Raw genomic sequence first — 25,833 nt, 5'->3', positions numbered from 1 at the left:
TGTTTTTAAACTCGGTCCGCTCTACTCAATCCTGCTTAAACATAATCCATACTTCTGGCTTTTAATACATCCAGCTCCAGCATCTTTTTCTTTTTACGGCGATAGGCAATAAACAGACCAAAAAACCAGATTGGTGAAACCGCCAATGCAATTAAGGTATCATGATCCAATGCCAAGATAACAATGGTAAACACCAAAAATGACATCGTGAACCATGCCATGATTAAGCCACCAGGCATTTTAAACTTAGACTGCTGATGTAACTCAGGAAACTTCTTACGATAACAAATGTAAGAAAGAACAATCAGTATAAAGGTAAAAACACATAAGATCGAAGTCAGCGCTGAAATGATGGTAAACGCGGTCATGACATTAGGCACAATAAATAAAATCGAAGTACCGATGGTGACGCAAGTCATGGAGAAAACCAAACCACGAATCGGCACTTTTCTTTTCGATAATTTACTAAAACTTTTAGGCGCATCATTATCCAATGACAAACCATAGAGCATACGACTGGTTGCAAAAATACCACTATTGGCAGAAGAAAGTGCCGACGTCGCCACCACAAAATTAACCAAGCCAGCCGCAATCGGTAAGCCGATCAGTGAGAACATCTCAACAAATGGACTTTTTTCTGGTGAAATTTTTGCCCAAGACGTGACTGCAATGATACACACCAACGCCCCAACATAAAATAACAGGATACGTAACGGAATAGAGTTAATCGCTTTCGGCAGTGATTTATGTGGATCTTTAGTTTCAGCCGCTGTGGTACCCACCAGCTCAATCCCAACAAAGGCAAAAATCGCAATCTGGAACCCAGCCAAAAAGCCAGTGAGGCCATAAGGAAACATGGATTCAGTTTCAAATACATGACTCATCGAAGCCTTTACACCGCTTGGGGAAGTAAATCCTGTACTAATTAAATAAATCCCTGCAAGGATAAACAGGATAATGGCAGAGACTTTAATTAATGAAAACCAGAACTCCAGCTCACCAAACATCCGGACGGCGACAAAATTCAAAATCGTCAAAATCGCCAGCGATGTAAATGCCGGGATCCATACTGGTACATCGGGATACCAGAACTGCATGTAACCACCAATCACAATGACATCTGCGATTGCGGTAATAATCCAGTTCCCCCAATACGACCAACCCAGAAAAAAGCCAGCCCAAGGGCCTATATACGCGGTTGCAAAATCAGCAAAGGTTTTAAAATTGGTATTTGCCAGCAACAGTTCACCCATCGCCCGCATCACAAAGAAAAAGAAAAAGCCGATAATCAAATAAGTTAAAACAATGGAGGTACCCGAAACGCTCAAGGTTTTACCAGAACCCATAAACAAACCAGTACCAATTGCGCCACCAATCGCAATCATCTGAATATGACGATTGGTCAAAGAACGCTGTAACTTTTCCTCATCCTGCTGATTCCCTGACAGGTCTTCATCCTGAAGTTGCTTTTCTTTATTATGACTCATGTAATCCTTACTCCAACTTACAACAACCGTTATAAGCACTTGATAAAAATAAAATATTTTTAAGCTGCTTTAATATAAAAATTCCATTTCGTTCAATAAAATTATTTTAAAATGAATAGCTTAGTTCATTCACCTCACCTATAAATCCTTTCTATGTCTTACTTATTGAGCCACTAAAATCTGTTCTTATTGATCAAAATTATTTTAGGCGCAAGCATCATATCCTATTCATCAGCCACTTTAGGAGCAGACCTCGCTTTTTCGCTCAATTAGCAAGCAATTAAACGTGAAATATATTTAATTATTAGAGGGATTTTTTATGTAAATAATCTTTGAAATTACCTATCCATAAGAAGTTAAAAATTTCTACCGATAGATTCACACCATAAAAAATACAATACAAGTCAAATAAATTTCACGCTTATAAATGCCCGAATAGCCAAGAGGCCACGCTTTATGACTTGTGATGAATATTGATATTCAACACCCGAACCGAATCACCATTTTTAACGTGCAACTCACGCGCTTGCTGTTCACTTAATTTCACCTGATTGTGTTCTGGATGGTTATAGATGAGGATGGCGCGATAATTGTCATAATCATCATTGGCAACGATATAAGGCTCATCTCCTACAGCGATCAGATCGGATTGCTCGACCTGCACCTGAACCACATGACTCTCTTTAATGGCTCTTAGATTTTCGATATCCGCCTGTAGTGTTGCACCACCATCAAAGATATCGACATAGCCCTTATAACGCAGCCCTTCTTCAACCAAGAGGTTATAGGCAGGAACCGTATTCGGATGCACTGCACCAATCACCGCTTTGGCCTCATCAGGCAACATATCGACATAAAGCGGATGGCGTGGCATCAACTCTGCAATAAAGACTTTTTTGCCTGTTCCACTTAAATAATCCGCTTTGGCAAAATCCATATCAAAAAATTTATGACCGACTGCATCCCAAAAAGGTGAATGTCCATTCTCATCAGAAAATCCACGCATTTCAGCAACGATCGTTTCTTCGAAATATCGTCTAAACGCAGATAGAAATAAAAAACGAACTTTGGAAAGGAACTTACCATTCTTATTTAAGCGATAATCAGGATCGAGGAATAAGGTACAGAGTTCACTGCAATTAGTATGATTATTACTGAGATACAAGGTCGGCAGCGCTTTATAAACATTCAAAGGCTCTGAAGAATGAACTTGTGTACCGACATGGAAGTTATACCACGGCTCTTTTAACCCGAGCGCCACCTCAATGCCACACACACCCACGACTTTATTGAGAGCGGTATCTTCCAGTACAAATAAATAACCCTGCTCCGACTTATCTAATTTACCTTCCACTGTTTTTACAGCCCGATCAATACGAGCAGCCAGCATTTCCATATCAGGTTGCAGGGAGGTTAAGCCAAAACCTGCTTTTTGCGCCAAATGGTAAAGATCATGAATATCTTTCTGCTCGATATAACGAATAATCATCATGCGATTTGGTCCTTATTTTGAATCATTAAAAAAAGAACCAGTCCCACAGTAACGATCTCGTTGCGTAATGCCATCCAGATTACGCTTTCCTTGCTGAACCATGCACAATACCAACATTTGTTATTCCTTAATTATTAAATTTTCCCTAGCTAGGCCAATTTTCGGCTGAGCTGACTTTAATTATGCAAGTCTTTTTTGACTACTTTCATCAACCTGAAACCAAAATTAAATAGCATCACCAGATGCATATTCAGATTGATAACTCTATTATTCAAAAACTAATTGCCATACAAAATTTAAAATTAAGCAAAAAATGAGCTGTTTTTTAGCAATTTATTCATTGACAGTGACAATATGAAAACTATTTAAATGCCTGTTTGAGGATTTATTCAAAAATAGACTCACTTGCTCTAAAGGGAATCAACAATAATAGAAAACTACGGCTGTAAAATTTGACTCATCAGAGTTTGGACTTAATGAGGTGAATAACAACAATGATGTGTAGCAACTCAGACAATAAAAATAGAATAAAAATTCAGACAATAAAAAAGCCCTTGTTTTCACAAGGGCTCTTCTATTTATTTGGCAGAGGATCAAGGACTCGAACCTTGACGAACGGTTTTGGAGACCGTCATGCTACCATTACACCAATCCTCTAAACTGCATGATTAGTACCTAACAGGTCTAACCATAAAAAAAGCAAGATGTTCTTGCCTTTTAAATTTGGTGGGGGCGAAGAGACTCGAACTCTTACACCTTGCGGCGCTGGAACCTAAATCCAGTGCGTCTACCAATTTCGCCACGCCCCCGATGGGTGTGTATATTAGAGAGAAACTTTCTCCATGACAAGTCCTTTTTATAAAAAAATCATGTCTATGAAACCTAATGCTTTTTTAATATACAACTAAAAACAACAGACGTAAAAAAAGGACTTTTAAAAAGTCCTTTTCAAATTTGGCAGAGGATCAAGGACTCGAACCTTGACGAACGGTTTTGGAGACCGTCATGCTACCATTACACCAATCCTCTATAACCGCATGATTAGAGCCTAAGAGACTTAACCATAAAAAAAGCAAGATTGAACTTGCTTTTTAAATTTGGTGGGGGCGAAGAGACTCGAACTCTTACACCTTGCGGCGCTGGAACCTAAATCCAGTGCGTCTACCAATTTCGCCACGCCCCCGATGGGTATGCATATTAGAGAGAAACTTTCTTTATGACAAGTCTTTCTCGCAAAAAAACCACTCAAATGAACATATAATATTCAAATCAAGATGTTATGTTTACTTTTAAAGCGAATTTATAGCATTTAAACTGCTTTTTACCGCTTCAACAGAGCTCAATCGTTGTTGTACATGCTTTGACAATAAGCCTGTTAACACTGGCAAAAAGCACTGCAATCGTTCTGGAAGCTGTATATGCAGTTGCTGGCAATGCAAGATTGCCCAGTCATGATAGCTTTGAGCCTGTAATCTAGTTTGCGTCAACCATTCATAAACAATAATACCAAAGGCATATAAATCACTTTGAATACTCTTCCCTGCGCCATGAAACAGTTCTGGCGCCATATAATGCGGTGTTGCATCTAGAGTTTGAATGGATTGCCCTATTCTAAAAGTCTGCTCAAAATCGATCAGCTTGCAAGCGTTAGCGTGAACACGAAAATGTTCTGCCTTTAAATCCCCATGAATCCAGCCTGCTTGGTGTAAACCATTCAATGCATCTAAAGCTTCAACGATCTTTTGTTTAATGAATTCAATGTCATAGCTATCCGAAAGAGGTATAAAAAACGCTTTTGCAGCAACGGTGACCAATCCAACCTCATCACCAGAACAATCCAGTTGCTGTTTAAAAGGATTTAGTTGAATGATCTGATGGGGCAATAAAAAGCTTTCTAGTTCTTGGCGATGCTGATAAAAATCTAGCTCGCGCAATAGCGCCTGTTCAAAGCCTTCATGTGTATTTGAATGATGGAATTTAAGCCAGTAACGCTGCTGATGAATTTCAAAGCTATATAAGCGTCGCCCAAAGGCATAACTTTGCGCTTTGGTCACTAATGCCAAGTTTTCAAGTTCAATCTTGGGATCACAGATCCACGTAGTAAAACTCATTCTGCTGCTTTTCTTCCTGCTTTCGCAATGATGTTAAACAATGCTCAATGGTTTTACCAATCCTTGCATGGGTTTCGATTGCAGATATTTTCGGCCAGGTCGCCCGCTCACCTTCTCGCTGCAATACTTTGAACAGTTTTGGTCGTGGATTTTTCAACATATAGCTATAGTGCCGCAAACCATATTTGGCAATGATGTTTACATCACCATAATAGCGCTGTCCCAAAATGCCATAACCATGATCCAGAGCACGACGGATCGGGAAAAAACTTCCTGCATAGTTACGTGTCAGATCCATTACTTCAAGTGCAATGGCTTTGCCTTGGCGACGTACAATCCGCTCAGGCCAACTCAATACATCTCTACGGAAGCGATCAGAATCACTTTGCATAAACGGCACAATATGCGGATTGACCTGACTGGCGATGGTGTAATTAATATTATACAAGCGAGCCATTTTTTCCTGTGGAAAATCACTGCGCATACTACCATCCACCCATTTGGTATTAGCAAGGTATGGCGTATGTTGCCCGTCATAACGTTTACTGGTCAGATGCACAGGGGGAAACAAGACTGGAACGGCACAGGAAGCCAAAACTGCACTCCAGACCAATACATTCGGCGCGGTCAATGCATTCATGATCCGTGGGCTTTGTGCCGTGTTATACGGAGCAATCACAATATTAATATGGCGCTTGGACTGCTGATAAGCTTCCGCAAAAGTCACATCTCCCAAGTTTTGCATCAGGAATTGTTTTAAATACATGACATCCGCAATACCACCATGCCCTCTGATCAGTTCACTCACTTTTCGGAACTTGAATGCATCACTAAAGAAATGCTCCCCCTTGAGCAAATCAGGAACCTGATCCGATGCAGAGACACCCAGCATACCGGTCATGATTGCCCCAGCACTAGAACCCGATAACACCCGTGGCATTAAATCCTGCTCTAGCAAAGCCTTACACACACCAGTGTGAAACAGCCCCAAAGTTGCGCCACCAGAAAACATCAAGGCTGGCTGTCCATAAGCAGTCTGGCATTCTTCAAAAAACTGGATTTTTTCCTTTAACTGAAAGGTAATGCATTCACTGGAGGCAAGATAACGAAAACAGTCGCTCATTTCCTCGACATAATTTTCAATAATCTTTTTTGTTCCAATATAAGTCTCCGCAAATAACATCGGATGACCAATATTGGCAAAATCATAGGACAATCCTTCTCTTAATACATAAATCAGATCCAGTGTCCGATGCTGAGTCCGATACTTCTTTAATAAGTTATAGCGCTTAGACAGAATTTCTGCATCAAAATAAGGCGATTCATTGTCATATTTCCATGCTTCATGGCCTGAGTCTTCATCCAGTTTTAGTGCAATTTCTTTCCATTCATCATAAGAGCTTGCATGTCGTAAGTGTTCCTGCAACACATCAACCCTATGCGACTGATATGTATTCTTTTTTTCTTGAACTCTATTAAACATTCGCGTTCCTGATTTTCGGCATATTTTTTGAATTCTTGCACCTATACAATGCAAAAAGCTGCCGTAACAATCAAGGGTAAAATCGATTTATTTCGATATTTCTGATGATATTTTCTTTATTTCAGTAATAGCAATGTTAGTATCCCTATTCATCATTAAGTTGGTTTGTATTTATGGCTATCCTTGATTTACCAGAATCTATCATCCAGTCCTTATCGAATGTTTTAACACAGCTTCAGCAAGTGCTTCCCGCTCCGAAACAACCGACAGATTTCTCTGCAATTGCGTTTCGTTGGGAAAATCAGCAGCTGGTCGCAATACAGCAGCCAAAGAAGATGTATCTGGAAGATTTAAAAGGGATTGAACGCCAAAAAGACAAGATCATTCAGAATACCTTGCAGTTTCTGAACGGCTTACCCGCCAATGATGTATTACTTACCGGCTCGCGAGGCACAGGAAAGTCTTCGATTGTACGTGCCCTTCTTACTGAATATTCAGCGCAAGGTTTACGCCTGATCGAAATCGAACGTGATGATTTATCGGATTTACCTAAAATTCAGAAACTCATTGAAAATCGTCCCGAGAAATTCATTGTCTATTGTGATGATCTGGCGTTTAACGCTGAAGATGAAAATTATCGTAGCCTGAAAAGCGTATTAGATGGCTCACTGCAATCAGGTTCAAGCAATTTTATTATTTATGCGACCAGTAATCGTCGTCATTTATTGCCTGAATTTATGCATGAAAATACGCCTGTGCAAAAAGTAGATGTACCGCAATATACTGAACTGCATCCACAGGAAGCGATTGAAGAGAAAATTTCACTCTCGGATCGCTTTGGCATGTGGCTTTCCTTCTATCCAATGGATCAGCAGCTTTATCTACAAATTGTAGAGCACTATATTGTGAAAGCTGATCTGGAATATAACGACTTGGTGCGTAGTGAAAGTTTAAAATGGTGTCAGGCTCGTGGACAACGTTCTGGCCGTGCCGCCTATCAATTCTCAAAACACTGGATCGGCTCACAAAATCTGGAAAAATTGTCCAACAAAGCGTCTGCATAAATGTCCTGAAAAGCCGTAGCTTTGTCCTTCTTTCCGCTTAGCATGGGCAATTGTTTTTCATAACCTACTTTTCAGCTTCGATAAAGTTTAGGAAACAAGATGAAAAAACAGTTGCCTCCCACTTCCCTCACCAGCAAAATCATGGGGAAAAGCCTACTCTTGGCGCAGGGTACATTAGACCAAGCAATTCAATATTCAACCCTGCCATTTTCCCAACCTGACATTATCCGACCACGTACACAAGAAAAGTTCTATACATGGACACATTATGGGATTTTCTTTCCGCTTCTGCCTGAACCACATCGTTATTTAAATATTATGATTTTGCTCGGCACACCCGGTGCGCTGGCATTCGACCATGATGATATTACTTTGGATGATCCAAGAAAAACTGCAACATTCTTTTCAAGTACGGCTGCAATCGACGAGCATCTATTAAGAGCCTACATCATTCCAGAAAATACCAATATTCAAGACAATGGATCAGTCATCCAACTTGGAGAAGAAGTTTCAATTCAAGGGACATTACCCCATATTCAACTCAAAGGCGCTTATCACGGCTTAAGTTTTGAATTTGATCTGGATGTGAGCGATCAGGTTTCATGGTTTATCAAAACCCCGATTTATGATCATTTTAGTTTATTGGCAAACTTTAAAGGTCAGCTTGAATATCAAGGTCAAGTTACCCCTGCCAAAGGCTTATGTACCTACGAATATGCACGAGCAGCAGGTGCACACGGAGTCGTGAAAAAGCTACTCCCTGAAGCCTATAAATTACCACTTGATTTTTTCACTTATCAAATCATTAATCTAACTGAAACAACTCAGCTACTTCTGACTAAAGCCGATATTCTTGGGCAAGCTGCTGCCTATACTTTGCATGTCCGACACACCGACCGACCTGCTGAAATCTATACTAATGTTGAATTTAAGGTCATCAGCAATCAGCCGAATGCTCATGTCTCTCCAAGCGGTAAGAAAATGCGTCTACCGCAACAATTTATCTGGTCTGTCAAAAATAATGCTGATCAGAACGTTTTAAATATTTCTGCGGAAATCGATAGCCCATTCCGTTATGGACATGGGATTGGTTATGCCAGTGCTTACACTTTTACAGGTGAATATCTAGAGCAACCAGTCCAAGGACGTGGTTATATTGAATATATTGATGTTGAAGATCAAAGTTCATTTCAAAAATAAATCTATTTACACGCGTATAGCTTCAATAAGTCTTTGAAATAATTCAAAGGCTTATTTTCTCTTTCACTCCTCACTCCGCTTCATATCTGGATAATATTGCTCTCTACTTGAGCATTCCTGCTTGCTAATTAAGTGATTTTTACCTAATATTAGGTAGGTCGGTATACATAAGAAATTTCTACAATGAGTTCTAAATCAGCAAAACAAAAAATTCTGGATGCAGCATCCACCTTGTTTTATAACGATGGCATCAGCAACACAGGCATCAATACCATTACAGAGAAAGCCAATGTGGCCAAAATGTCTTTGTATAATAACTTTGCCACCAAGTCAGATCTGATTACTTGCTACATCGAAACACGTCATCAGGAATGGCTCGACTTATATGAAAAAAGAAAAGTTCAGATTGAAACACCCTTAGATGGAATTCTGGCTGTTTTTGATGCCTATCAGGATCACGCTGAATTTGCATATGAAAAAGGTTTCCGTGGCTGTGGCTTATTAAATGCTGCCGCCGAGTTTCCTGCACATAGTCCTGAGCGATTAGCTGTCAAAAACCATAAAGATGAGATTGAAGCAATTTTAGTGGGACATTTAAGTCAATTAACCAGCAATCCTGAGCGAGCCAAAGAACTGGCCCTGCTGCTTTCTTTTATTCTGGAAGGATCGATCGCCCGTGCAGGTTTAGAAAGCTCCAGTGATAAAGTATTTGCCGCAAAACATATGGTTCAGCGATTATTAGAACAAGAGATTGCAAATTGAATAGCTCAATCAACCTAAAAGCTCATTATGGCTTTATTGCGGTTTTAGTGGCCTCTATTTTATGGGGAACAACAGGAACTGCTGCTTCGTATGCACCGAATTTAAGTCCTTTAGCCATAGGCGCAATCGCAATGGGCGGTGGTGGATTACTACAAGCCTTATTGGCCCATAAGAACATTCGCAGCCACTTACCACAAATTCGCTCTTACTATCCTTTGCTTTTGATTGGCATGGTTTCGGTTGCTATTTATCCACTGGCCTTCTATTCCTCTATGCGGATGGCTGGCATCACAATTGGGACTGTGGTTTCAATTGGTTCAGCGCCTTTATTTACGGCATTGCTGGAAAAATTCTTTGATAAAAAAGCACTTTCTAGCCAATGGTTTATCAGTTTCATTTTTGGCGTAGCTGGCGTGTTACTGTTAACGATTGGAGAGTCTCATTCCCAAGGTACAAGCCAAAACATTGCAACGGATCAGAAAACGATTGGTATTATTCTCGGACTGATCGCAGCGCTGACCTATTCCTTATACTCTTGGGCAGCCAAAAAAATGATTGATCGAGGCGTTGATTCAAAAGCATCGATGGGCTTAATTTTTGGTTTCGGTGCTTTAATCCTATTACCGACTCTATTTTTTACGGGAACCAATCTGTTCGATGAACCTGTTAATCTTTATGTCGTGGGTTATATGATGCTGATCCCCATGTTTCTTGGTTATCTGTTATTTGGATATGCCTTAAAGACCATTTCAGCCAGTACCGCGACGACATTGACGCTATTTGAACCATTGGTTGCAGCATTGTTTGCCGTCTTGTTGGTTGGAGAACAATTGGCCCCGATTGGTTGGGTTGGTATGGGGTTGATTTTTGTTTGTCTGGCGGTGTTATCTAAAAATAATTAACCGATTTGTAAGAGTCTTGAATATGTGTGAATGCCAAAAGGTAAAATCTTTTTTTGCATGTCCTGATGATTTTACTGATCTTTTCAGTTTTGATTATCAAGCAAGTTATAGCTTTCCAGAATACTTCAAAGAAGAAATCCCTACAGATGAAGTCATACCTAATTTTGATTATTCTATTACATCCTATCAATGTTCAGTATGTCAGCAATGGTGGTATTTTGAGTGCTCGCCCACAGAAAGTTCATACCCAATCTTCGGTATTAAGTTAGATACTAAAGATCATGTTCTATCTGACAATGAAATTAAAGCAGTCAAACAATTTCTGGCAGTTCTTAGCCATGATGGATTTTCAGCAGAGAAATGTATTCATCATGAGTGTACAAATTTGGCACTTAAAAAAATCAAAATGTGTGTAAATCATTTTATTTAATATCAAAAACCCCATCTAATATGGGTGATTCTGCATAAACTTGCCTATCGATGCAGAGCAAGACATTGTCTCTGCATCGAAAATAGAGCTTAAAGATTAATATTCTTTTGCTAACTTCTCTAAAGTAGTTAGCATTTTTCTCACTACACTTCTTTTATGATGTAACATGTTCTTAATGTTACTTGGATTAAAACCTGTCAATTTTGCGACACCACGACTGGTCATATACTCACCTGTTTTCGCAAAGTGCTTTTCACTTAACTCGGTTTTCGCATTTGAGAATCGAACTGCCAATTTATAATCATTAAACTCAGACCACGCACCCGTCTTATATTCATCCGCATCAAAGCTACCCTTCTGCTGAGTCGGTTTTTCTCGAAGAATATTATGCAAGCGATTAATGACAATTTTTTCTTCACTTTGTTCAATCAATTGATAAAGTTCAGTTTCTTCAAATGGTCGCCCTAAAGCGATATCTTTTCTATATTGTTCAACTACTTTTTCTTTTGATGCAACCTTCTCCTCACCTTTTTGAGTGAGGCATAGAATCTTGAATAAAGATTCTAGTCGGCCACATGTAAAAATATAAGAAATTTTCAACTTTTGTACTCCACAATGAGTTTTAGCTCATCAAAATAAATAATATATCCAATACTTTATACCATAGCGCCAGTTTCAAGCCTGCGCCATGTACATAAATCAAGAATCTGATTTTTAAATATGAGAATAGACTAAACTGACCAGCAGCTTAGCAACCAATAACACTGACCATTTGTATTTTAGGTTGGTTTTAACTCTGTCATCGGCCAACGAGGTGTCGTTGTAACCGCCAAGCCATCATGCTGCCCAGCCTTTAAACGCTGATATCCAGCAAAAGCAATCATGGCACCATTATCAGTACATAAAGCAGGTTCTGCATAGTAAACCTGTGCTTTAATTTTCTTCAATGAAGTTTCCAATTGCTCACGTAAGCGGACATTGGCACTCACACCACCAGCAATCACCAAACGCTTAAGACCAGTTTGTTTCAAGGCCTTCACAGACTTCTTCACTAAAGTATCGACAAGCGCTTCCTGAAAAGAAGCAGCCACATCCGCATCGCGATTTTCTTCACCTAACTTTTTCAACTGTACAGAAACCGCAGTTTTCAGACCACTAAATGAAAAGTTTAAGCCTTGATGCAACATCGGACGCGGGAATTCAAATGCTTGTGCATCGCCTTGTAAAGCCAACTTCGCAATATTCGGCCCACCTGGATAAGGGAGCTTCATCATTTTTGCGACTTTATCAAAAGCTTCACCCGCCGCATCATCAATCGATTCACCCAGCAATTCATATTGACCAATACCATAAGCAGCCATTAATTGCGTATGGCCACCAGAGACCAATAATGCGACAAACGGAAATTCTGGTGGAGTTTCCGAAAGTAATGGTGCCAGCATATGACCTTCCATATGATGTACACCGATAGCAGGTTTATTTAACGCAAATGCTAAAGTACGACCAAATAATGCACCTGTCATGAGCGCACCCATAAGACCAGGGCCACGTGTATAGGCAACTGCATCAATCTCTTGCTTTGTGACACCACTTTGCTCAAGCAATTGATTAATCAAGGGAATCATTTTACGAACATGGTCACGCGAAGCCAGTTCAGGCACTACACCACCATATTCAGCATGCAGTTTGATCTGACTATATAGAACCTGTCCACGTAAGCCGAGCTCGCTATCATAGAGTGCTAACCCAGTTTCATCACACGAAGTTTCCAAGCCCAAAACAATCATTAAACTGCCTTTACAACGATCAAAAATAATATCTGAGCTATTATAGACTTGTGATCTGAGTTGTAAATGAGTAAAATACTGACCTTCACTTGCGATCTAGTGCATAGTGCGTTAGATCTTATCCATAATCTTAGAGGATTTTACATGCCACAAGTTAAGTTGAAAGAAGGCGAACCAGTAGACGTAGCTATCCGTCGTTTCAAACGTTCATGCGAAAAAGCGGGTGTTTTAGCTGACGTTCGTAAGCGCGAATTCTATGAGAAACCAACTCAAGAACGTAAGCGTAAAAAAGCTGCTGCAGTTAAGCGTTATCAAAAGAAATTGACTCGCGAATCTGTACGTACTACTCGCCTTTACTAATTAATTTGTGATTGACTGCTGAAAATACTATGAATACTTTAAAAAACCAGATTACTGACGTGTTAAAAAACTCAATGCGTGCCAAAGATATGGCAACAGTAACGGTTATTCGTGGTGTACAGGCAGCAATTAAGCAAATCGAAGTCGATGAGCGCATAGAGCTTGACGATGCTCAGGTTCTTGCGGTCATTGAAAAGCAAATTAAACAACGTAAAGAATCGATCAAAGCCTTTCAAGGCGCTGGTCGTGATGATTTAGCTAGTAAAGAACAAGCCGAAGTTGAGGTTATTTCTCAATTTCTACCAGAAGCTATGACTGAGGAAGAGCTTGATTCTATCATTGAGCAAACGATTGCTGCTCAAGAAGCTACTAGCATGAAAGATATGGGTAAGGTGATGAATTCTCTACGTCCGATCATAGCCGGGCGTGCCGATCCTGCACAAGTTTCTTCTAAAATTAAAGCAAAATTAAGCTAATCTGCTTAACTTCCTTTCTATTCCCCAGCTTTATTTAAAACTGGATTCATTTTAACAATGAACCCAACGTCTTGGTTTTATTTAAAATCACACTGAACATTATATTTCGCAAGCATTTGCATCTCTTTAGATTCGGCAACCTGCTTGATTAAATCCTGCTTGGTCATATTCGCATATTGCGGTGGCAATGAAGAACGATTACGTTCAATTGCATCTGACATATCCTGAATATAACGCTGATTAATCTGGCAATATTTAGCCTGCTGCTCAGGTGTAAACTGGGTAAGTTGCGGATTTAAGCCACGTAAAAAACCACGAATATCCTGCGCATAGGTACTACGAATTTTATCCACCGCATTTACATACTGCTCAACAGATGCTGCTGAACTTGTCCCCACTGTGCTTAATGCAAAAATTAAAACTAAAATCTTTTTCATAAATGTTCTAAGTGCTCAGCAATTACTTACGCCCGCCATCTTATCTCAATTCAATAAAATTTGGTTTATGCTCCAGAAAAAATTCTTGTTTCGGAGCAGGTAATTCACCTTCAGTCACCGTACCCAAACGTAAACGAATAATATTCGGCAAATCCGTACGATAGGAATAAAGTGGACTGGCACAGTTTTGACAAAATACACGTGCCTTGTTCGGCGTATGAAAATATTCTTTCAGTTGCTCACACCCAGAAATCAGCTCGAATTTACTTTGCTCAAGTGGACTGTTCCAACCTGCAATTGAACCTTGTGCCTGCTGGCAATGAATGCAATAACACAAAATGCTGTTTTCAATTTCCCCATGATATTGATACTGCACAGCACCGCACAAACATTGCCCTTTAATCATTTTATTTTCCTTAATTTTTTAAACTGCTTTTAGATTTTCATACGCCGTTCATCTTGCATTTGTTTTAGGCGTGACTCGATTTTGGCCGACATTGCCAAATTACCTTTTGCTAAACGCTGGGCATGTAGCATCGATTTAATCGCATTTTCCTCATATCCCGACCAATACTCTGCTTCTGCACGATAGCACAATACATTAATTGCCTGTAGAGATGAGCTTTTATCCAGATTGGTGGCGCGTTGTAATAATTGCCAGCCTTCAATATCTCTTTGGTTCTTATGAATAAAACGTTGCACCAGACTTTGTGCCTGAGCAATTTGTCCCTGTCGAATCAAGACTTCTGCCAGCTTATAGGACAATGCCCGATTTTCAGGCATGGTTCTTTGTACTGAACCAATGCTACTGCTGGCTTGCTCAATTTTATTTTGACCTAAATAAATATCTGTCTGAATCAAAGGGATCAGAATGTGATTCTTCAATTTTGGTTTTACCAAATCCAAATTTTGCTGCGCCTGCGTATAATCACCGCGCTCTAGATAAAACTTGCTGAGCGCAAGTTGCGCTGCGGTATTGTTCTGGTTGGCCAATGCCTGTAACTGGATTTCTGTAGCCTGATTGGAAACAACAGAGGTGTACAGTTTCAAAATTTCAAAATCAATATCATATATTTTTGATTTAACTTTAGGCAATTGATTGGCACGCAAACGCGCCTCACTCATACGTTCTGTGGTTAACGGGTGGGTATACCAGAAATCGGGCAAGAAACTCACACGGCTGGTCGCCCGATGCATGGTTTCAAAATAATCCGCCATACTTTGTGGATTATAGCCAGCAGCATACATAAATTGCATGCCAATACGATCTGCTTCACGCTCCTGATTACGACTATAACTGAGCTGCTTATCCATTAATGCTGCTTGTGTTCCAAGCATCACTGCCGAACCTGCATCGCCATCGGCCTGAGAGGCAATAGCCGCACCGACGATAATCCCTGCCAATGCCAATAAACCCTGCCCTTTGAATGCTTCTTGTGAACGACTGTAATGTCGCTGTGACACATGCGCAATTTCATGCGCCATAACGCCAGCAATCTCATCCAGATTTTTTGCAGAAGTAATCAGCCCCGTGTTTAAGGCAAACAGTCCACCTGGCACAGCAAAAGCGTTAATTTGAGGATCTTTGATAACCACTAAACCAATTGGTCGTCCAAGTTGGGTCTGGCTTAAAATACCTGAGAAAACTTGTAAAAACTGATCTTCCAGCCATGCATCTTGCACAGTTGGCATTTGACGATGCACTTCACGATAAACTTTTTCACCAATAAATTTTTCTTTTTGTTGGTCGAGTAAACCGATACCGCTGCCAATTTCGGGCACTTCTGTTTGCCCAGCCGTCACCGTAGGTAAAAAGACCTGAGTATGAGTAAGTTGAGTTGTGGCAAACAAGCCACATGCAAGCAGCAACGATCTCAAGTGGTTTCTCTATGATTTTAATAAAGAAATTTAATATAGCATTGAAAAAAGGAGAAATTTGCAACAATGTGTTATAAAAGGCAGAAAAATCCTGCCTTATTTTATGATTTTTGCAAGCGACGCAAATGATTGCGGCTAGATGTAACGCTGATCGACACTGAATTTTTCAGGGAATTTCGCATTAATCTCGGCATAGAACGACATGATTTCCATCATATCTTTTTCATAATCCCCTGTCGGGTAAACGATTTTTCCTACACCTGTCTTTTTCTTAGCATAGTCCATATAAGCCAAGGCAATGGGTACACCCGCCGTAATCGCGACATGATAGAAACCAGTTTTCCATTGTTCCTGTTTTGCTCGCGTTCCTTCTGGCGTCACCAACATGACCAATTTAGGATGTGTTTTAAATAGATCGCTCATGAGCTGAACCATACTTGGACGTTCCTGACCTTCCAGCTTCACACTACGATCAATGCCAATTCCACCCATCGCCCGTACAAAAGGGCCAAATGGAAACTTCATATAGCTGTCTTTAATGGTGATACGCACATTAACGCCGAGCGCTTTCAAGGCCAAACGTGCATAAAGTGCATCCCAGTTACTGGTGTGCGGAGCAGCAATCATGACACATTGGTCAATATTCAGATCCCAATGATTGTCAATTTCCCAACCCATTAAACCTAAACTTTGTTCAGCTAATTTCTCAAACACCAGACGCCCCAAGATGAAGTCACAAAGGGCGCAAGTGTAGCAATATTCACCAGTTTAAAAAGATCGACTCGTGCAATAATGCAGCAATCAAATGCTCAGCATTGTAAGCAATTATTCGAATTTCGGATTGATTAGATAACGCGGCGTCCGATCTTCTAGAGCCTCAATCAGATTTTGATAAGCAAGATTTACCATCTTCTTACGTGTTTCGGCTGTTGCTGAGCCTAGATGCGGCACAGTCACAGCATTGGGTAATTCGAATAAAGGAGAGCTTTGCAAAGGTTCTTTGGTATAAACATCCAGCCCCGCTGCAAAGATTTTGTTTTGCTGTAATGCGTCAATCAATGCATTTTCATCGACCACTGAACCACGGGCAATATTGACGAATACTGCATGTTTCTGCATGAGATCAAACTCTGCTGCGCCAATCAGCGCTTTCGATTCAGTATTTAAATCAACGGCGACCACGATAAAATCAGACTGTGCTAACAGTTGATCAAGCTCTCGATATTGGGCATTGAAGGCTTGTGCAACTTCAATTTTTTCACGGCGGTTATGGTACAAAATATTCATATTGAAACCATAAAAACCACGGCGGGCAATGGCAGCGCCAATATTTCCCAGGCCAATAATACCTAAGGTTTTTCCAAAAACATCGACACCAAACTGTTCAGTCGATACGGTACGTTTCCATTGCCCCTGTTTCGTCCATGTATCCAGATATGGAATTTGACGCGCTGCGCTGAGCAATAATGTAAAAGCAAGATCTGCCGTTGTTTCGGTCAATACATGTGGTGTATTGGCCAACCATATTTTTCTTTGATTCAGATAATTTACATCGTAGTTGTCGTAACCCACCGAAACGGTAGAAATCACTTTTAGTTTTTGTGCTGGCGCTAAATTGCTTTCATTGAGTAAGCGCCCTGCACCAATCATGGCATCGGCATCGACTACTTCAGTTCGGATTTGTTCATTGATATCACCAAGCTTGGGATTCAGTACCACCACCTGATAATCTTGCTGTAACTGCGCTATAACGTCCTGGTCTATCTGGCTAAATACAACGACTTTCTTCATTATTAAATTCCGCTCTTTATTGCATGAGCTGCCACAACCGTCGTTTTAATGAAGGTTGAACCAGCATTTCTTCCAAACTCGCTAAATGTAATATATTAGAATGCTGAATAAAGTCCAGTTGACCTAAGCATAATATTTTTTTACTGGTGGCTGTCGCGTCCAGAAAACCTTGGATATATGAAGCCAGTCCTCGGCTTTCCTGAAAAGCAGCCAATGGAAATGGCCATTTCAACTCGGCATATTGTCCCAGTTTGGCCTTTTGAATATTTTGCCATAACTGGCGCTGTGCATCGTTTAACTGACTGCTTTCTAATAAAATGGCGCAGTTGTCCAAGACATACATTTGCAATTCAAATGCTGGAATGTGGGCGGTAATCACGATCTGTTCTTTTTCAACGACCGCTTCTTTAACCACAGCTTCTGCAACAACTTTTGCCTGTTGAGGGCGTTCAATTTCTGTGACTGGTGTTGTCTGTGGTGTGACTTGGATGTCTTGCGCAACGGGTGCAGTCGCAAAGGTAAGCACAGGCGCTTGTTGAACTTCTTCAACCACTTGATCTCGCCATAGGCTGGGTGCAGTATTTTTTTGACATACGACTTCCCTAGGAATCCAGACATCTATTCCTAAAGTTGCTAATACGTTTCTCTGCTGCCCAATCATCTTACCTACTCATTGTCTACACTTACAGTCATTTTCAATACTGTAACGCCCGATAGTCTAACATAAACCAACCTCCTCGAAATGGCTTCCTTTTGCTCAATCACGCCATTACATATTCAGTCTCATACAGAAAAGTCGCATCTCATTAATTTAGGCAAATATTCAATAAAAATAGGCAACCTTTCATTCGTCGGCTTTTAGATAATATTTCATCATTTTGTCGCTTTGACTTTTTATTACTGTTGTATCGAATGCTCAAATGAAAAGGTTGACTCCATTTATGCTTATTCTTTTTGCGATCGCTGTGGTACTGCTTATTGTGAGCAGTTTCATCTATACGCAACAACCCTTATTTGGTAAAAGCCCTTCTGGCGAACGCTTGCAATTGATTGAAAGCTCTCCCAATTATCGCCAAGGCCAGTTTCGTAATTTAATTGAAAAATCAGGTATGAGTGAAGGTTCCAGTATTGTGGTCGAACTTTATAAAACCTTTATCAAAACCATTCCACATCGTAATCCGATTGACCCTATTCCTTCGATTAAGACCAATTTAAAAACACTGAATCCACAACAAGATGTGATGGTCTGGTTTGGACATTCCTCTGTGTTCATGCAGCTGCATGGCAAAAAGTTTCTGATTGATCCCGTCATGAGCGGCAAAGCCTCGCCTTTTCCTTGGGGCACACGCGCCTATAAAGGAACGGATATCTATCAGGTCGAGGATTTACCCGATATTGATTATTTACTGATTTCGCATGATCACTATGACCATCTGGACTATGACACCATTGTTAAACTCAAAGACAAGGTCAAATATGTCATTACAGGGCTGGGTGTAGGTGAACATTTCGAATATTGGGGTTATCCGCGTGATAAGCTGATTGAAAGAGACTGGGGAGATAAAATTGAGTTCGATGATGGCATCCGCATTATCACTGAAACGACTCACCATGACTCAAGACGGGCTTTTGACGGCGGTAAAAACCTTTGGGTGTCCTTTGTGATCCAATCGCCTGATAAAAATATTTTCTATACGGGCGATGGTGGATATGACCAGCACTTTGCAGAAATTGGCAGAAAATACGGACCATTTGATTGGGCCTTAATGGAAAATGGTCAATACGATCCAGCTTGGCGCTCAGTCCATTGTCATCCGGATGAAGTGGCTCAAGCCACAGAAGAACTGAATGCACGCAATATGATTCCTGTACATCATTCAAAATTCAGCTTAGCCAAACATGCATGGAATGAACCGATTACCCGTATTGTCGAATATTCAAGAACACGCAATTATCGCCTTGCAACACCGATGATTGGTGAACTGATTGAACTCGATAATGAACAGCAAGTCTTTCAACAATGGTGGAAAAATATTCGCTAATTTGCCTAATTATGTTCTATTTTAAACACTTAATTTTTATTCACTCTTACAAGATAGCGTAAGTTTTAGAGTACCTTAATTTTTTTATCCAGATAAAAAGAAATCGGACAGGCGTTGGAGCATTGTCCGATTCTGCCAAAGGAGCAGCAAAAGGAATAGGAAATTTTAAACTGCGATCTGCTGGGCTTTAAGATGGGCATTTTTTAAAGCATCTGTTCTTAACGCCGCCATATCCAGACCTTCAGCATAGATAAAATCAACCTGATGAATTCCCATCAAGCCTAAAACAGATTGAAGATAAGGTGTTACTGCATCGGTCGCTTGCCCAACATGAATCCCACCGCGACTGCTCATCACAATGGCTTTTACCCCTTCTACCAAGCCTTGCGGATAGGTTTCTGTATATCTGAAGGTATGGCGGGCACGCGCAACCAGATCAAACCAGTTTTTCAATTGTGTCGGTACATTCAGGTTGTACATCGGTGCACCGATCAGCAATAGATCAGTTGCCTTAAGCTCAGCAATTAATTCATCCGATAATTGAATAATTTCCTGAATTGACGCTGAGACATTTTCAGCACCACGTAAAGCATGGAAAATTTCAGCATCGAGTACAGGTAAGTTTAAAGTGGTTAAATCGCGAATAATGACTTCATCTTGCATACCATTTTCAACACGTTGCTTTAAAAATGAATCAATTAAACGATTGGTTTGCGAGTTATCACCCATGATGCTCGATTTTAATACCAACACTTTCGCCATGTTTGTTCTCTATATCTTTGATGTCGTCATCTTACTACTATATTTTATTCACCAGTAGTGATACTATTTCATAAAATTGATTCCAAAAACGCTACAATAATGCAAACAGAACTCAGCACGATTTCAATCTTTGTCGCCGTTGTTGAAGCTGGTAGCTTTTCCAATGCCGCAGAACAATTACATCTGACCCGTTCAGCGGTCAGCAAAAGCATTGCCCGTCTGGAAGATCGTCTTGGTGTCTCTTTATTTAAACGCACCACCCGCACATTAAGCTTAACTGCTGAAGGCACCTTATTTTATGAACACAGTCATCGGGCCTTAACAGAAATTACTACAGCGGAAACCTTGCTGGATCAAGGTAAAATCAGTGCCACAGGTCTGTTAAGAATTTCAGCCCCTGCGCTGTTTGGGCAACTCTATATTGCGCCCTTGATGGTTAACCTTGCGCAACAACATCCAGACTTACAAGTTGAGCTTTCTTTAAATGACCGAACTGTGGACTTGGTCGATGATGGCTTTGATCTGGCCATCCGTATTGGGACACTGCCAGATACCACCCATTTAGTCGCAAGGAAACTTGGGGATCATCGCATGTTACTTTGTGCGACACCTGAATATCTGAAGCGCTCTGGCCCAGTGAATACACTGGAGGATCTACAGCAACATACCACCATCGCCTACTCTTATTCGGGACATCTGCAAAAGTGGTATTTACAAGATGAAAATAAACAAGCTTATTCCCTAAAGCCCAAAGCCAAATTTATGCTCAATGATATGCAAGCCATTAAAAAGACGGCTTTATCGCATCATGGCATTGCATGGTTACCAGACTGGCTCATCCATACCGAACTCCATGACGGTACTTTGCTACAAGTATTGGAAAATTACTCAAGTATATATTTCCCGATCCATGTGGTATGGCCGAACTCGCCTTATATGCCGCTCAAGACTCGCTTGGCTATTGATGAATTTGTCGACTGCTTACCGCAGCAACTGACCACGCCAATCTAAGCAAGCTGCCATAAAAAAGACAGGATAAACCTGTCTTTTTTGCTTCACGTAAGGATTAAAGGTGTTGTTTAAAAAACGGAATGACTTTTTCTAAAGCTTTCGCTACAGGTTCTGGCTGATCATACAATTCATAGTGCGATGTATTTTCCAAAACCAAGAGTTCTTTCTGCTTTGAGGCGGCACGATTAAAAATTTCATAGCCATCCCGATAAGCACCAAACACACCTGGCTTATCTCCAATTACGACCAAAATCGGTTGAGTAAGCAATATTTCTGATAAATGAAATGCATCCCAGCCCAATGCCACACTCATTCGCGAGAACAAAGCACGGGTTGCACCATTCGGCTGTTGCCCTCGTGACGTTTTGTAGTAATCCGTTGCTTCTAATGGGTCGATATCGGTGATGCCAGCTTGTTTACCAGCCTCCACTGAAGCAGGAAGAAAATCATTGACCAAGTGTGCCGCACCACGCGCTTCAGCGGTACGCTGTTGTGCAATAGCATCAAGGCCATCAATTAAAGCCTGCCCTGTACCGCCATAGCCTTCACGCATCATCCGACCAAAATTTACTCCTGTAATTGAGGTAATCGCTTTAAGACGACGTTCAGTTAATGCCGCATTTAGGACATAAGCACCGCCACCACAAACGCCTAATGCACCAATACGATTTTCATCCACGAACTCTTGTGTAACTAGATAATCTACGGCATAGCGAATGTCTTCAACACGATGGTATGGGTTTTCGATAAAACGAGGTTCTCCACCGCTTTCCCCTTGAAAAGAGGCATCCAGCACTAAAACCACAAAACCAGCTTCCGCTAAGGCTTGACCATACACATTGCCTGAGGTTTGTTCTTTACAGCTTCCGATGGGATGAACGCTGACAATCGCAGGATATTTCTTACTGCGATCAAAATCATTGGGGAATAAAATATTTGCTGCCGATTCCCATGCCAAATTTTTATATTGAATTGCTTGCATGCTGAGTACCTCACCAGATGATTACGTATAACGAAAATCCGTGTTTTAGACTGGATTTTTGCTTTTCATGCAATGAGTATAGAATTGTTAAACCTGTTTAAATTGCCTATTTTGACGGGATATTTGCCTATTTTATTTATTCATACTAATTCAAAATTTAGTCATTAGTTTCAAGCAGATATAAAAAACCAGCGCTACCTAGAAAGCTGGCTTCTCATATTCTCAAGCTATAAACCCTGTCGCATCCGTTGAATATCCCGCTGGGGCGACTCACCAAACAAGCGACTATATTCACGGCTAAATTGTGAGGCACTTTCATAACCAACCAGCCCCGCTGCCCGTCCTGCATCAACATTCTGATTAAACATCAAATGTCGGGCTTCCTGTAAACGTAGCTGCTTTTGATATTGTAAGGGACTCATGCCAGTCACAGCACGAAAGTGCTGCCTAAACGTCGAAGGACTCATAAACGCTTTATCCGCCAAATCATCCATACGCATGGGTTGTACATAGTTATGCTTGAGCCAGCTTACCACCTGATGGATTTTATGATGTGCCGAACCTGATTTCACCAATTGCCGCAAATAGATTCCATGCGGGCCATTGAGTACCCGTACAATAATTTCTTTCTGAATCAGGGGAACCAGATGAGGAATCATCACAGGTTCATCTAGCACTTTCACCAATCGCAAAAATGCATCGACCAATGCTGCATCGACCGTCTCCACGGAAAATGAAGGATGATTATGTTCTGATTCCATCCATAATTCTTGAGGCATATCCGCAATGACCTGATTCACCATTTGTAAATCAAGTAACAGTAAAACGGCTAAAAAAGGCTTCTGCGGTGAAGCCTGCACAATATGGGAAGTAACGGGCAGATCGATCGTGGTCAGCATACTTTGCCCTTCTGAGCATTGATAGACCTGATCCCCGATAACGACTTGTTTCTGCCCCTGCAAAATTATGCCAATGCCTAGATTATAAATACAATGCGCACTGTCTGTCGGATGTTTGCGACTATGAAATGAAAGCTGTGGAATGTCCGAGACATGATCGCCCTGCACCTCTGTAAAACGTGCAATTGCGTTAATCAGTTGCTCGGTCGGTATATGTCTTTCTACAGAAATCGCCATACAAGGTGTCTATCCCAATAAAACGTTAAATCAAAACCAATAATTTGATATTAAAGCACTTTAATTTATGAAATGTACGTTGCGTGATATCACTTTCAGCTTAATCAAGCTGGGGGCAAAGAGTATATAAGGATTTGGTAATACCGATTACGATTAGAAATATTATAAAACTCTCAGAACTTCATCCCACTTGGTCAAATAACTGGGAGATTTATGATTCTGGGTCATACTCCATGTTCGTCCATGCGGCGTAATTAACCGGCCTAAAGTCATGGCATCCCGACCAAATTTTTTATTGATCTCATCAAAGGCCAGTGACAGGTTCCTTCGGGCGATCAGCTCATCCGTATCGTGGAATAGATCAACGGCATGACTACGTTGTGGAATAATATCCAGTAAAATCACTTCGGCTTTTTTATAGCGGTGTCCTGCCTGATAAATACGGTCCAGACCTTGTTGCACGGCTTTCATGATCTCAAGTCGATCATCACTATAGTCAGCTAGATACACCACCGTAAACGGACGATAGTAATTTTCTTTATTAAAGCGATTGGTACGGATACTCACCCCGACCGCTTTACAGAGTAAGCTCTGCAACCTAAGCCGTTCTACCGCACGTAAGGTAAATTCAGTTAAAGCTCCGCTTAGGCTATTTTTATCTTCAATCGGCTGCCCAAAAGAACGGCTACTCAATACTTGCTGACGATCAGCGATCACATCTTCAATTTCCAGACAGGCCATACCCTGTAATTCTTTCACCGTATTTTCCATCACCACTGAAAAATACTTTCCCATCATTTTGGGATCTGCTTGTACCAAATCCATAACCGAGTAGATATTCATTTTTTCCAGACGTTGCCGAATCTTGCGACCCACGCCCCAAACTTCACCAGCCGGCATGTTTCCCAGCAAGCTCTCAATCACACAGGGATCTTCAGCCACCATATTACAGACACCGTTAAAACTGGCATGATTCTTGGCTAAATTATTGGCAAGTTTCGCCTGCGTTTTGGAATAGCCAATACCAATACAACATGGAATACCTAACCATTTTTTGATTGTGTCTATAATCTGTTGGGCATATTCACTTAAATCATAACAATGTTGATAGGCCGTCAATTCCAGAAAACTTTCATCTATCGAATAGATTTCCTGCTCACAAGGATCGACGAAATTCCCCAATATATTCATGAAACGGCGTGACATTTCCGCATATAAGGCATAATTACTGGAAAACACCTCAATCTGATGTTGCCGGATAATGTCCTCAATCTGAAATACGGGTGCAGCCATTTTGATACCGAGTTTTTTGGCTTCATAAGAACGAGAAACCACACAACCATCGTTATTGGACAGCACCACCACAGGACGATTTTCTAATTTTGGATTGAACACACGCTCACAACTGACATAGCAGTTATTCACATCAATCAAGGCAAAAATACGTTGTGGCAGGCTCATCGGCTTATCTCATCGGTTTCAAGTTGTAAGTCACAACGCCCCAGATCAGTAGCTCTTGGCCTTCGCTAATATAAATATCCTGATAGTCAGGATTCTCGGCTTTTAACCAGACTTTTGGTGGATTGAAATGATGATCAATCATTAAACGTTTTACGGTAAAGTCATTGTCAATTAAGGCGATGACAATATCACCCGATTTGGCAGATAAACTGCGATCCACCACGAGAGGATCATCAATATCAATGCCCGCATCCAGCATTGAAAGCGAATTTGCCTTGACGATAAAAGTAGAGTTTTCATTACGAATTAAAAACTGATTTAAATCCAGTGCTTGTTCAATATGATCCTGAGCAGGCGATGGAAAACCCGCTGCAACACGTTCCGTGGCAAGCGGAATATGGTAAAGTCGATCATTATTAGCTTGTACATTTTGTATTTTCAATGAGGAGGTCAAATCAGAACGTGAGCCTGTTTTGACATTATTCCGTAACCAGTTTTTGATGAAATCTACTTGAGACTCAGGTACACGAATCACTTTTGTTGGTTCACTGAACTGGGCCTTTCGTCCAGCATTAGCTCTGGCACCGCCATGTTCAAATTCCGTTTTTTTGGTCATATCCCCCCCCCTTACCCAAGTCTAAAATGCGTTTAAATAATTTAACTTGAAAAAGTTACAAATTCAAGTTGACGGCCAATTAATTTTGCATAACAATAAATCCCATAGATCAGATTTTGGCTTGTTTAACTTAGACAAGGACGTAAAACAAAGCAAATTAATG

At 40.7% G+C, this 25,833-nt stretch carries 26 protein-coding genes and 4 tRNA genes; 9 read left to right on the top strand and 21 right to left on the bottom strand.

Annotation, left to right across the window (positions count from 1 at the left end):
- Positions 1-35 precede the first annotated feature (35 nt).
- From EC846_RS07365 to EC846_RS07330, 8 genes are all read right to left on the bottom strand, one after another.
- Positions 36-1,487: an amino acid permease gene (locus EC846_RS07365; RefSeq protein ID WP_123774710.1), complete on the bottom strand. Its 1,452-nt coding sequence runs from the start codon at positions 1,485-1,487 to the stop codon at positions 36-38.
- Positions 1,488-1,941: 454 nt separating this feature from the next.
- Complete coding sequence (gene astA, locus EC846_RS07360) at positions 1,942-2,979, bottom strand: arginine N-succinyltransferase (protein WP_123774709.1); 1,038 nt, start codon at positions 2,977-2,979, stop codon at positions 1,942-1,944.
- Positions 2,980-3,562: 583 nt separating this feature from the next.
- Positions 3,563-3,636, bottom strand: a tRNA-Trp gene (locus tag EC846_RS07355).
- A gap of 67 nt (positions 3,637-3,703) precedes the next feature.
- Positions 3,704-3,788 (bottom strand) — tRNA-Leu (locus EC846_RS07350).
- A 146-nt stretch (positions 3,789-3,934) separates the two neighbouring features.
- A tRNA-Trp gene (locus tag EC846_RS07345) sits at positions 3,935-4,008 on the bottom strand.
- A 69-nt stretch (positions 4,009-4,077) separates the two neighbouring features.
- Positions 4,078-4,162, bottom strand: a tRNA-Leu gene (locus tag EC846_RS07340).
- A 106-nt stretch (positions 4,163-4,268) separates the two neighbouring features.
- Entirely contained in the window at positions 4,269-5,090 is an 822-nt protein-coding gene (locus EC846_RS07335; RefSeq protein WP_123774708.1) for a protein kinase domain-containing protein, read from the bottom strand.
- Positions 5,065-6,573, bottom strand: a complete 1,509-nt coding sequence (locus EC846_RS07330; protein WP_004770491.1) for a DUF3336 domain-containing protein — start codon at positions 6,571-6,573, stop codon at positions 5,065-5,067. The genes EC846_RS07335 and EC846_RS07330 overlap by 26 nt, the downstream gene beginning before the upstream one ends.
- 173 nt (positions 6,574-6,746) lie before the next feature.
- On the opposite strand from EC846_RS07330, the gene EC846_RS07325 reads away from it, so the two are divergent.
- The 5 genes from EC846_RS07325 (at position 6,747) to EC846_RS07305 (ending at position 10,931) form a co-directional block, all read left to right on the top strand.
- On the top strand, positions 6,747-7,637 hold the full coding sequence (locus EC846_RS07325) for an ATP-binding protein (protein WP_004770492.1): 891 nt from the start codon (positions 6,747-6,749) through the stop codon (positions 7,635-7,637).
- 99 nt (positions 7,638-7,736) lie between these two features.
- On the top strand, positions 7,737-8,837 hold the full coding sequence (locus EC846_RS07320; protein WP_123774707.1) for a DUF6670 family protein: 1,101 nt from the start codon (positions 7,737-7,739) through the stop codon (positions 8,835-8,837).
- A 183-nt stretch (positions 8,838-9,020) separates the two neighbouring features.
- A complete protein-coding gene (locus tag EC846_RS07315) occupies positions 9,021-9,599 on the top strand; it encodes a TetR/AcrR family transcriptional regulator (RefSeq protein ID WP_123774706.1) in 579 nt (192 codons plus the stop codon).
- Positions 9,596-10,501 (top strand): DMT family transporter, encoded by a 906-nt coding sequence (locus EC846_RS07310; RefSeq protein WP_123774705.1) that lies wholly within the window; start codon positions 9,596-9,598, stop codon positions 10,499-10,501. The genes EC846_RS07315 and EC846_RS07310 overlap by 4 nt, the downstream gene beginning before the upstream one ends.
- A gap of 22 nt (positions 10,502-10,523) precedes the next feature.
- Entirely contained in the window at positions 10,524-10,931 is a 408-nt protein-coding gene (locus tag EC846_RS07305) for a hypothetical protein (RefSeq protein WP_123774704.1), read from the top strand.
- A 96-nt stretch (positions 10,932-11,027) separates the two neighbouring features.
- On the opposite strand, the gene EC846_RS07300 is transcribed toward EC846_RS07305, so the two are convergent.
- The gene (locus EC846_RS07300) at positions 11,028-11,531 is read right to left on the bottom strand and encodes a hypothetical protein (RefSeq protein ID WP_123774703.1); all 504 of its coding nucleotides are present in this window, start codon (positions 11,529-11,531) and stop codon (positions 11,028-11,030) included.
- 179 nt (positions 11,532-11,710) lie between these two features.
- Entirely contained in the window at positions 11,711-12,718 is a 1,008-nt protein-coding gene (gene tsaD, locus EC846_RS07295) for a tRNA (adenosine(37)-N6)-threonylcarbamoyltransferase complex transferase subunit TsaD (RefSeq protein ID WP_047428814.1), read from the bottom strand.
- A 144-nt stretch (positions 12,719-12,862) separates the two neighbouring features.
- Here tsaD and rpsU point away from each other — a divergent pair, with 144 nt between their 5' ends.
- Together rpsU and EC846_RS07285 are read left to right on the top strand one after the other, a co-directional pair.
- Complete coding sequence (rpsU, locus tag EC846_RS07290) at positions 12,863-13,078, top strand: 30S ribosomal protein S21 (RefSeq protein WP_004652785.1); 216 nt, start codon at positions 12,863-12,865, stop codon at positions 13,076-13,078.
- 29 nt (positions 13,079-13,107) lie between these two features.
- Entirely contained in the window at positions 13,108-13,554 is a 447-nt protein-coding gene (locus tag EC846_RS07285) for a GatB/YqeY domain-containing protein (RefSeq protein ID WP_004770502.1), read from the top strand.
- 77 nt (positions 13,555-13,631) lie between these two features.
- Here EC846_RS07285 and EC846_RS07280 read toward each other — a convergent pair whose 3' ends face one another.
- The 6 genes from EC846_RS07280 to EC846_RS07255 form a co-directional block, all read right to left on the bottom strand.
- Positions 13,632-13,991 carry a hypothetical protein gene (locus EC846_RS07280; protein ID WP_062848234.1) on the bottom strand — a complete coding sequence of 120 codons (360 nt, stop codon included), beginning with the start codon at positions 13,989-13,991 and terminating at the stop codon, positions 13,632-13,634.
- 40 nt (positions 13,992-14,031) lie between these two features.
- Positions 14,032-14,397 carry a GFA family protein gene (locus EC846_RS07275; protein WP_123774702.1) on the bottom strand — a complete coding sequence of 122 codons (366 nt, stop codon included), beginning with the start codon at positions 14,395-14,397 and terminating at the stop codon, positions 14,032-14,034.
- Positions 14,398-14,426: 29 nt separating this feature from the next.
- A complete protein-coding gene (locus EC846_RS07270; protein ID WP_416332314.1) occupies positions 14,427-15,842 on the bottom strand; it encodes a M48 family metalloprotease in 1,416 nt (471 codons plus the stop codon).
- A 162-nt stretch (positions 15,843-16,004) separates the two neighbouring features.
- Positions 16,005-16,583, bottom strand: coding sequence for a 1-acyl-sn-glycerol-3-phosphate acyltransferase (locus EC846_RS07265; protein WP_123774700.1), 579 nt, complete (start codon positions 16,581-16,583; stop codon positions 16,005-16,007).
- A 111-nt stretch (positions 16,584-16,694) separates the two neighbouring features.
- A complete protein-coding gene (locus tag EC846_RS07260; protein ID WP_123774699.1) occupies positions 16,695-17,660 on the bottom strand; it encodes a 2-hydroxyacid dehydrogenase in 966 nt (321 codons plus the stop codon).
- Positions 17,661-17,676: 16 nt separating this feature from the next.
- Complete coding sequence (locus EC846_RS07255; RefSeq protein WP_123774698.1) at positions 17,677-18,321, bottom strand: hypothetical protein; 645 nt, start codon at positions 18,319-18,321, stop codon at positions 17,677-17,679.
- Positions 18,322-18,601: 280 nt separating this feature from the next.
- Between EC846_RS07255 and EC846_RS07250 the strand changes: the two genes are divergently transcribed.
- A complete protein-coding gene (locus EC846_RS07250) occupies positions 18,602-19,702 on the top strand; it encodes an MBL fold metallo-hydrolase (RefSeq protein WP_123774697.1) in 1,101 nt (366 codons plus the stop codon).
- A 165-nt stretch (positions 19,703-19,867) separates the two neighbouring features.
- Here EC846_RS07250 and EC846_RS07245 read toward each other — a convergent pair whose 3' ends face one another.
- On the bottom strand, positions 19,868-20,464 hold the full coding sequence (locus tag EC846_RS07245; RefSeq protein WP_123774696.1) for an NAD(P)H-dependent oxidoreductase: 597 nt from the start codon (positions 20,462-20,464) through the stop codon (positions 19,868-19,870).
- A gap of 99 nt (positions 20,465-20,563) precedes the next feature.
- Here EC846_RS07245 and EC846_RS07240 point away from each other — a divergent pair, with 99 nt between their 5' ends.
- Positions 20,564-21,475, top strand: coding sequence for a LysR family transcriptional regulator (locus tag EC846_RS07240; protein WP_123774695.1), 912 nt, complete (start codon positions 20,564-20,566; stop codon positions 21,473-21,475).
- A 55-nt stretch (positions 21,476-21,530) separates the two neighbouring features.
- Here EC846_RS07240 and EC846_RS07235 read toward each other — a convergent pair whose 3' ends face one another.
- The 4 genes from EC846_RS07235 to EC846_RS07220 form a co-directional block, all read right to left on the bottom strand.
- Positions 21,531-22,457, bottom strand: coding sequence for an alpha/beta hydrolase (locus EC846_RS07235; RefSeq protein ID WP_123774694.1), 927 nt, complete (start codon positions 22,455-22,457; stop codon positions 21,531-21,533).
- 227 nt (positions 22,458-22,684) lie between these two features.
- Positions 22,685-23,593 carry an AraC family transcriptional regulator gene (locus tag EC846_RS07230; RefSeq protein WP_123774693.1) on the bottom strand — a complete coding sequence of 303 codons (909 nt, stop codon included), beginning with the start codon at positions 23,591-23,593 and terminating at the stop codon, positions 22,685-22,687.
- Between the two features lie 162 nt (positions 23,594-23,755).
- The gene (locus tag EC846_RS07225; protein WP_123774692.1) at positions 23,756-25,054 is read right to left on the bottom strand and encodes a Y-family DNA polymerase; all 1,299 of its coding nucleotides are present in this window, start codon (positions 25,052-25,054) and stop codon (positions 23,756-23,758) included.
- Between the two features lie 4 nt (positions 25,055-25,058).
- Complete coding sequence (locus EC846_RS07220) at positions 25,059-25,670, bottom strand: LexA family protein (protein WP_004770534.1); 612 nt, start codon at positions 25,668-25,670, stop codon at positions 25,059-25,061.
- Positions 25,671-25,833: the final 163 nt, after the last annotated feature.

It is taken from the genome of Acinetobacter sp. BIGb0102 (assembly GCF_003815055.1).
Lineage (GTDB): Bacteria > Pseudomonadota > Gammaproteobacteria > Pseudomonadales > Moraxellaceae > Acinetobacter > Acinetobacter vivianii.
The sequence above is the reverse complement of the archived record's forward strand: the minus strand, read 5'-3'. Positions and strand labels throughout refer to the sequence as shown.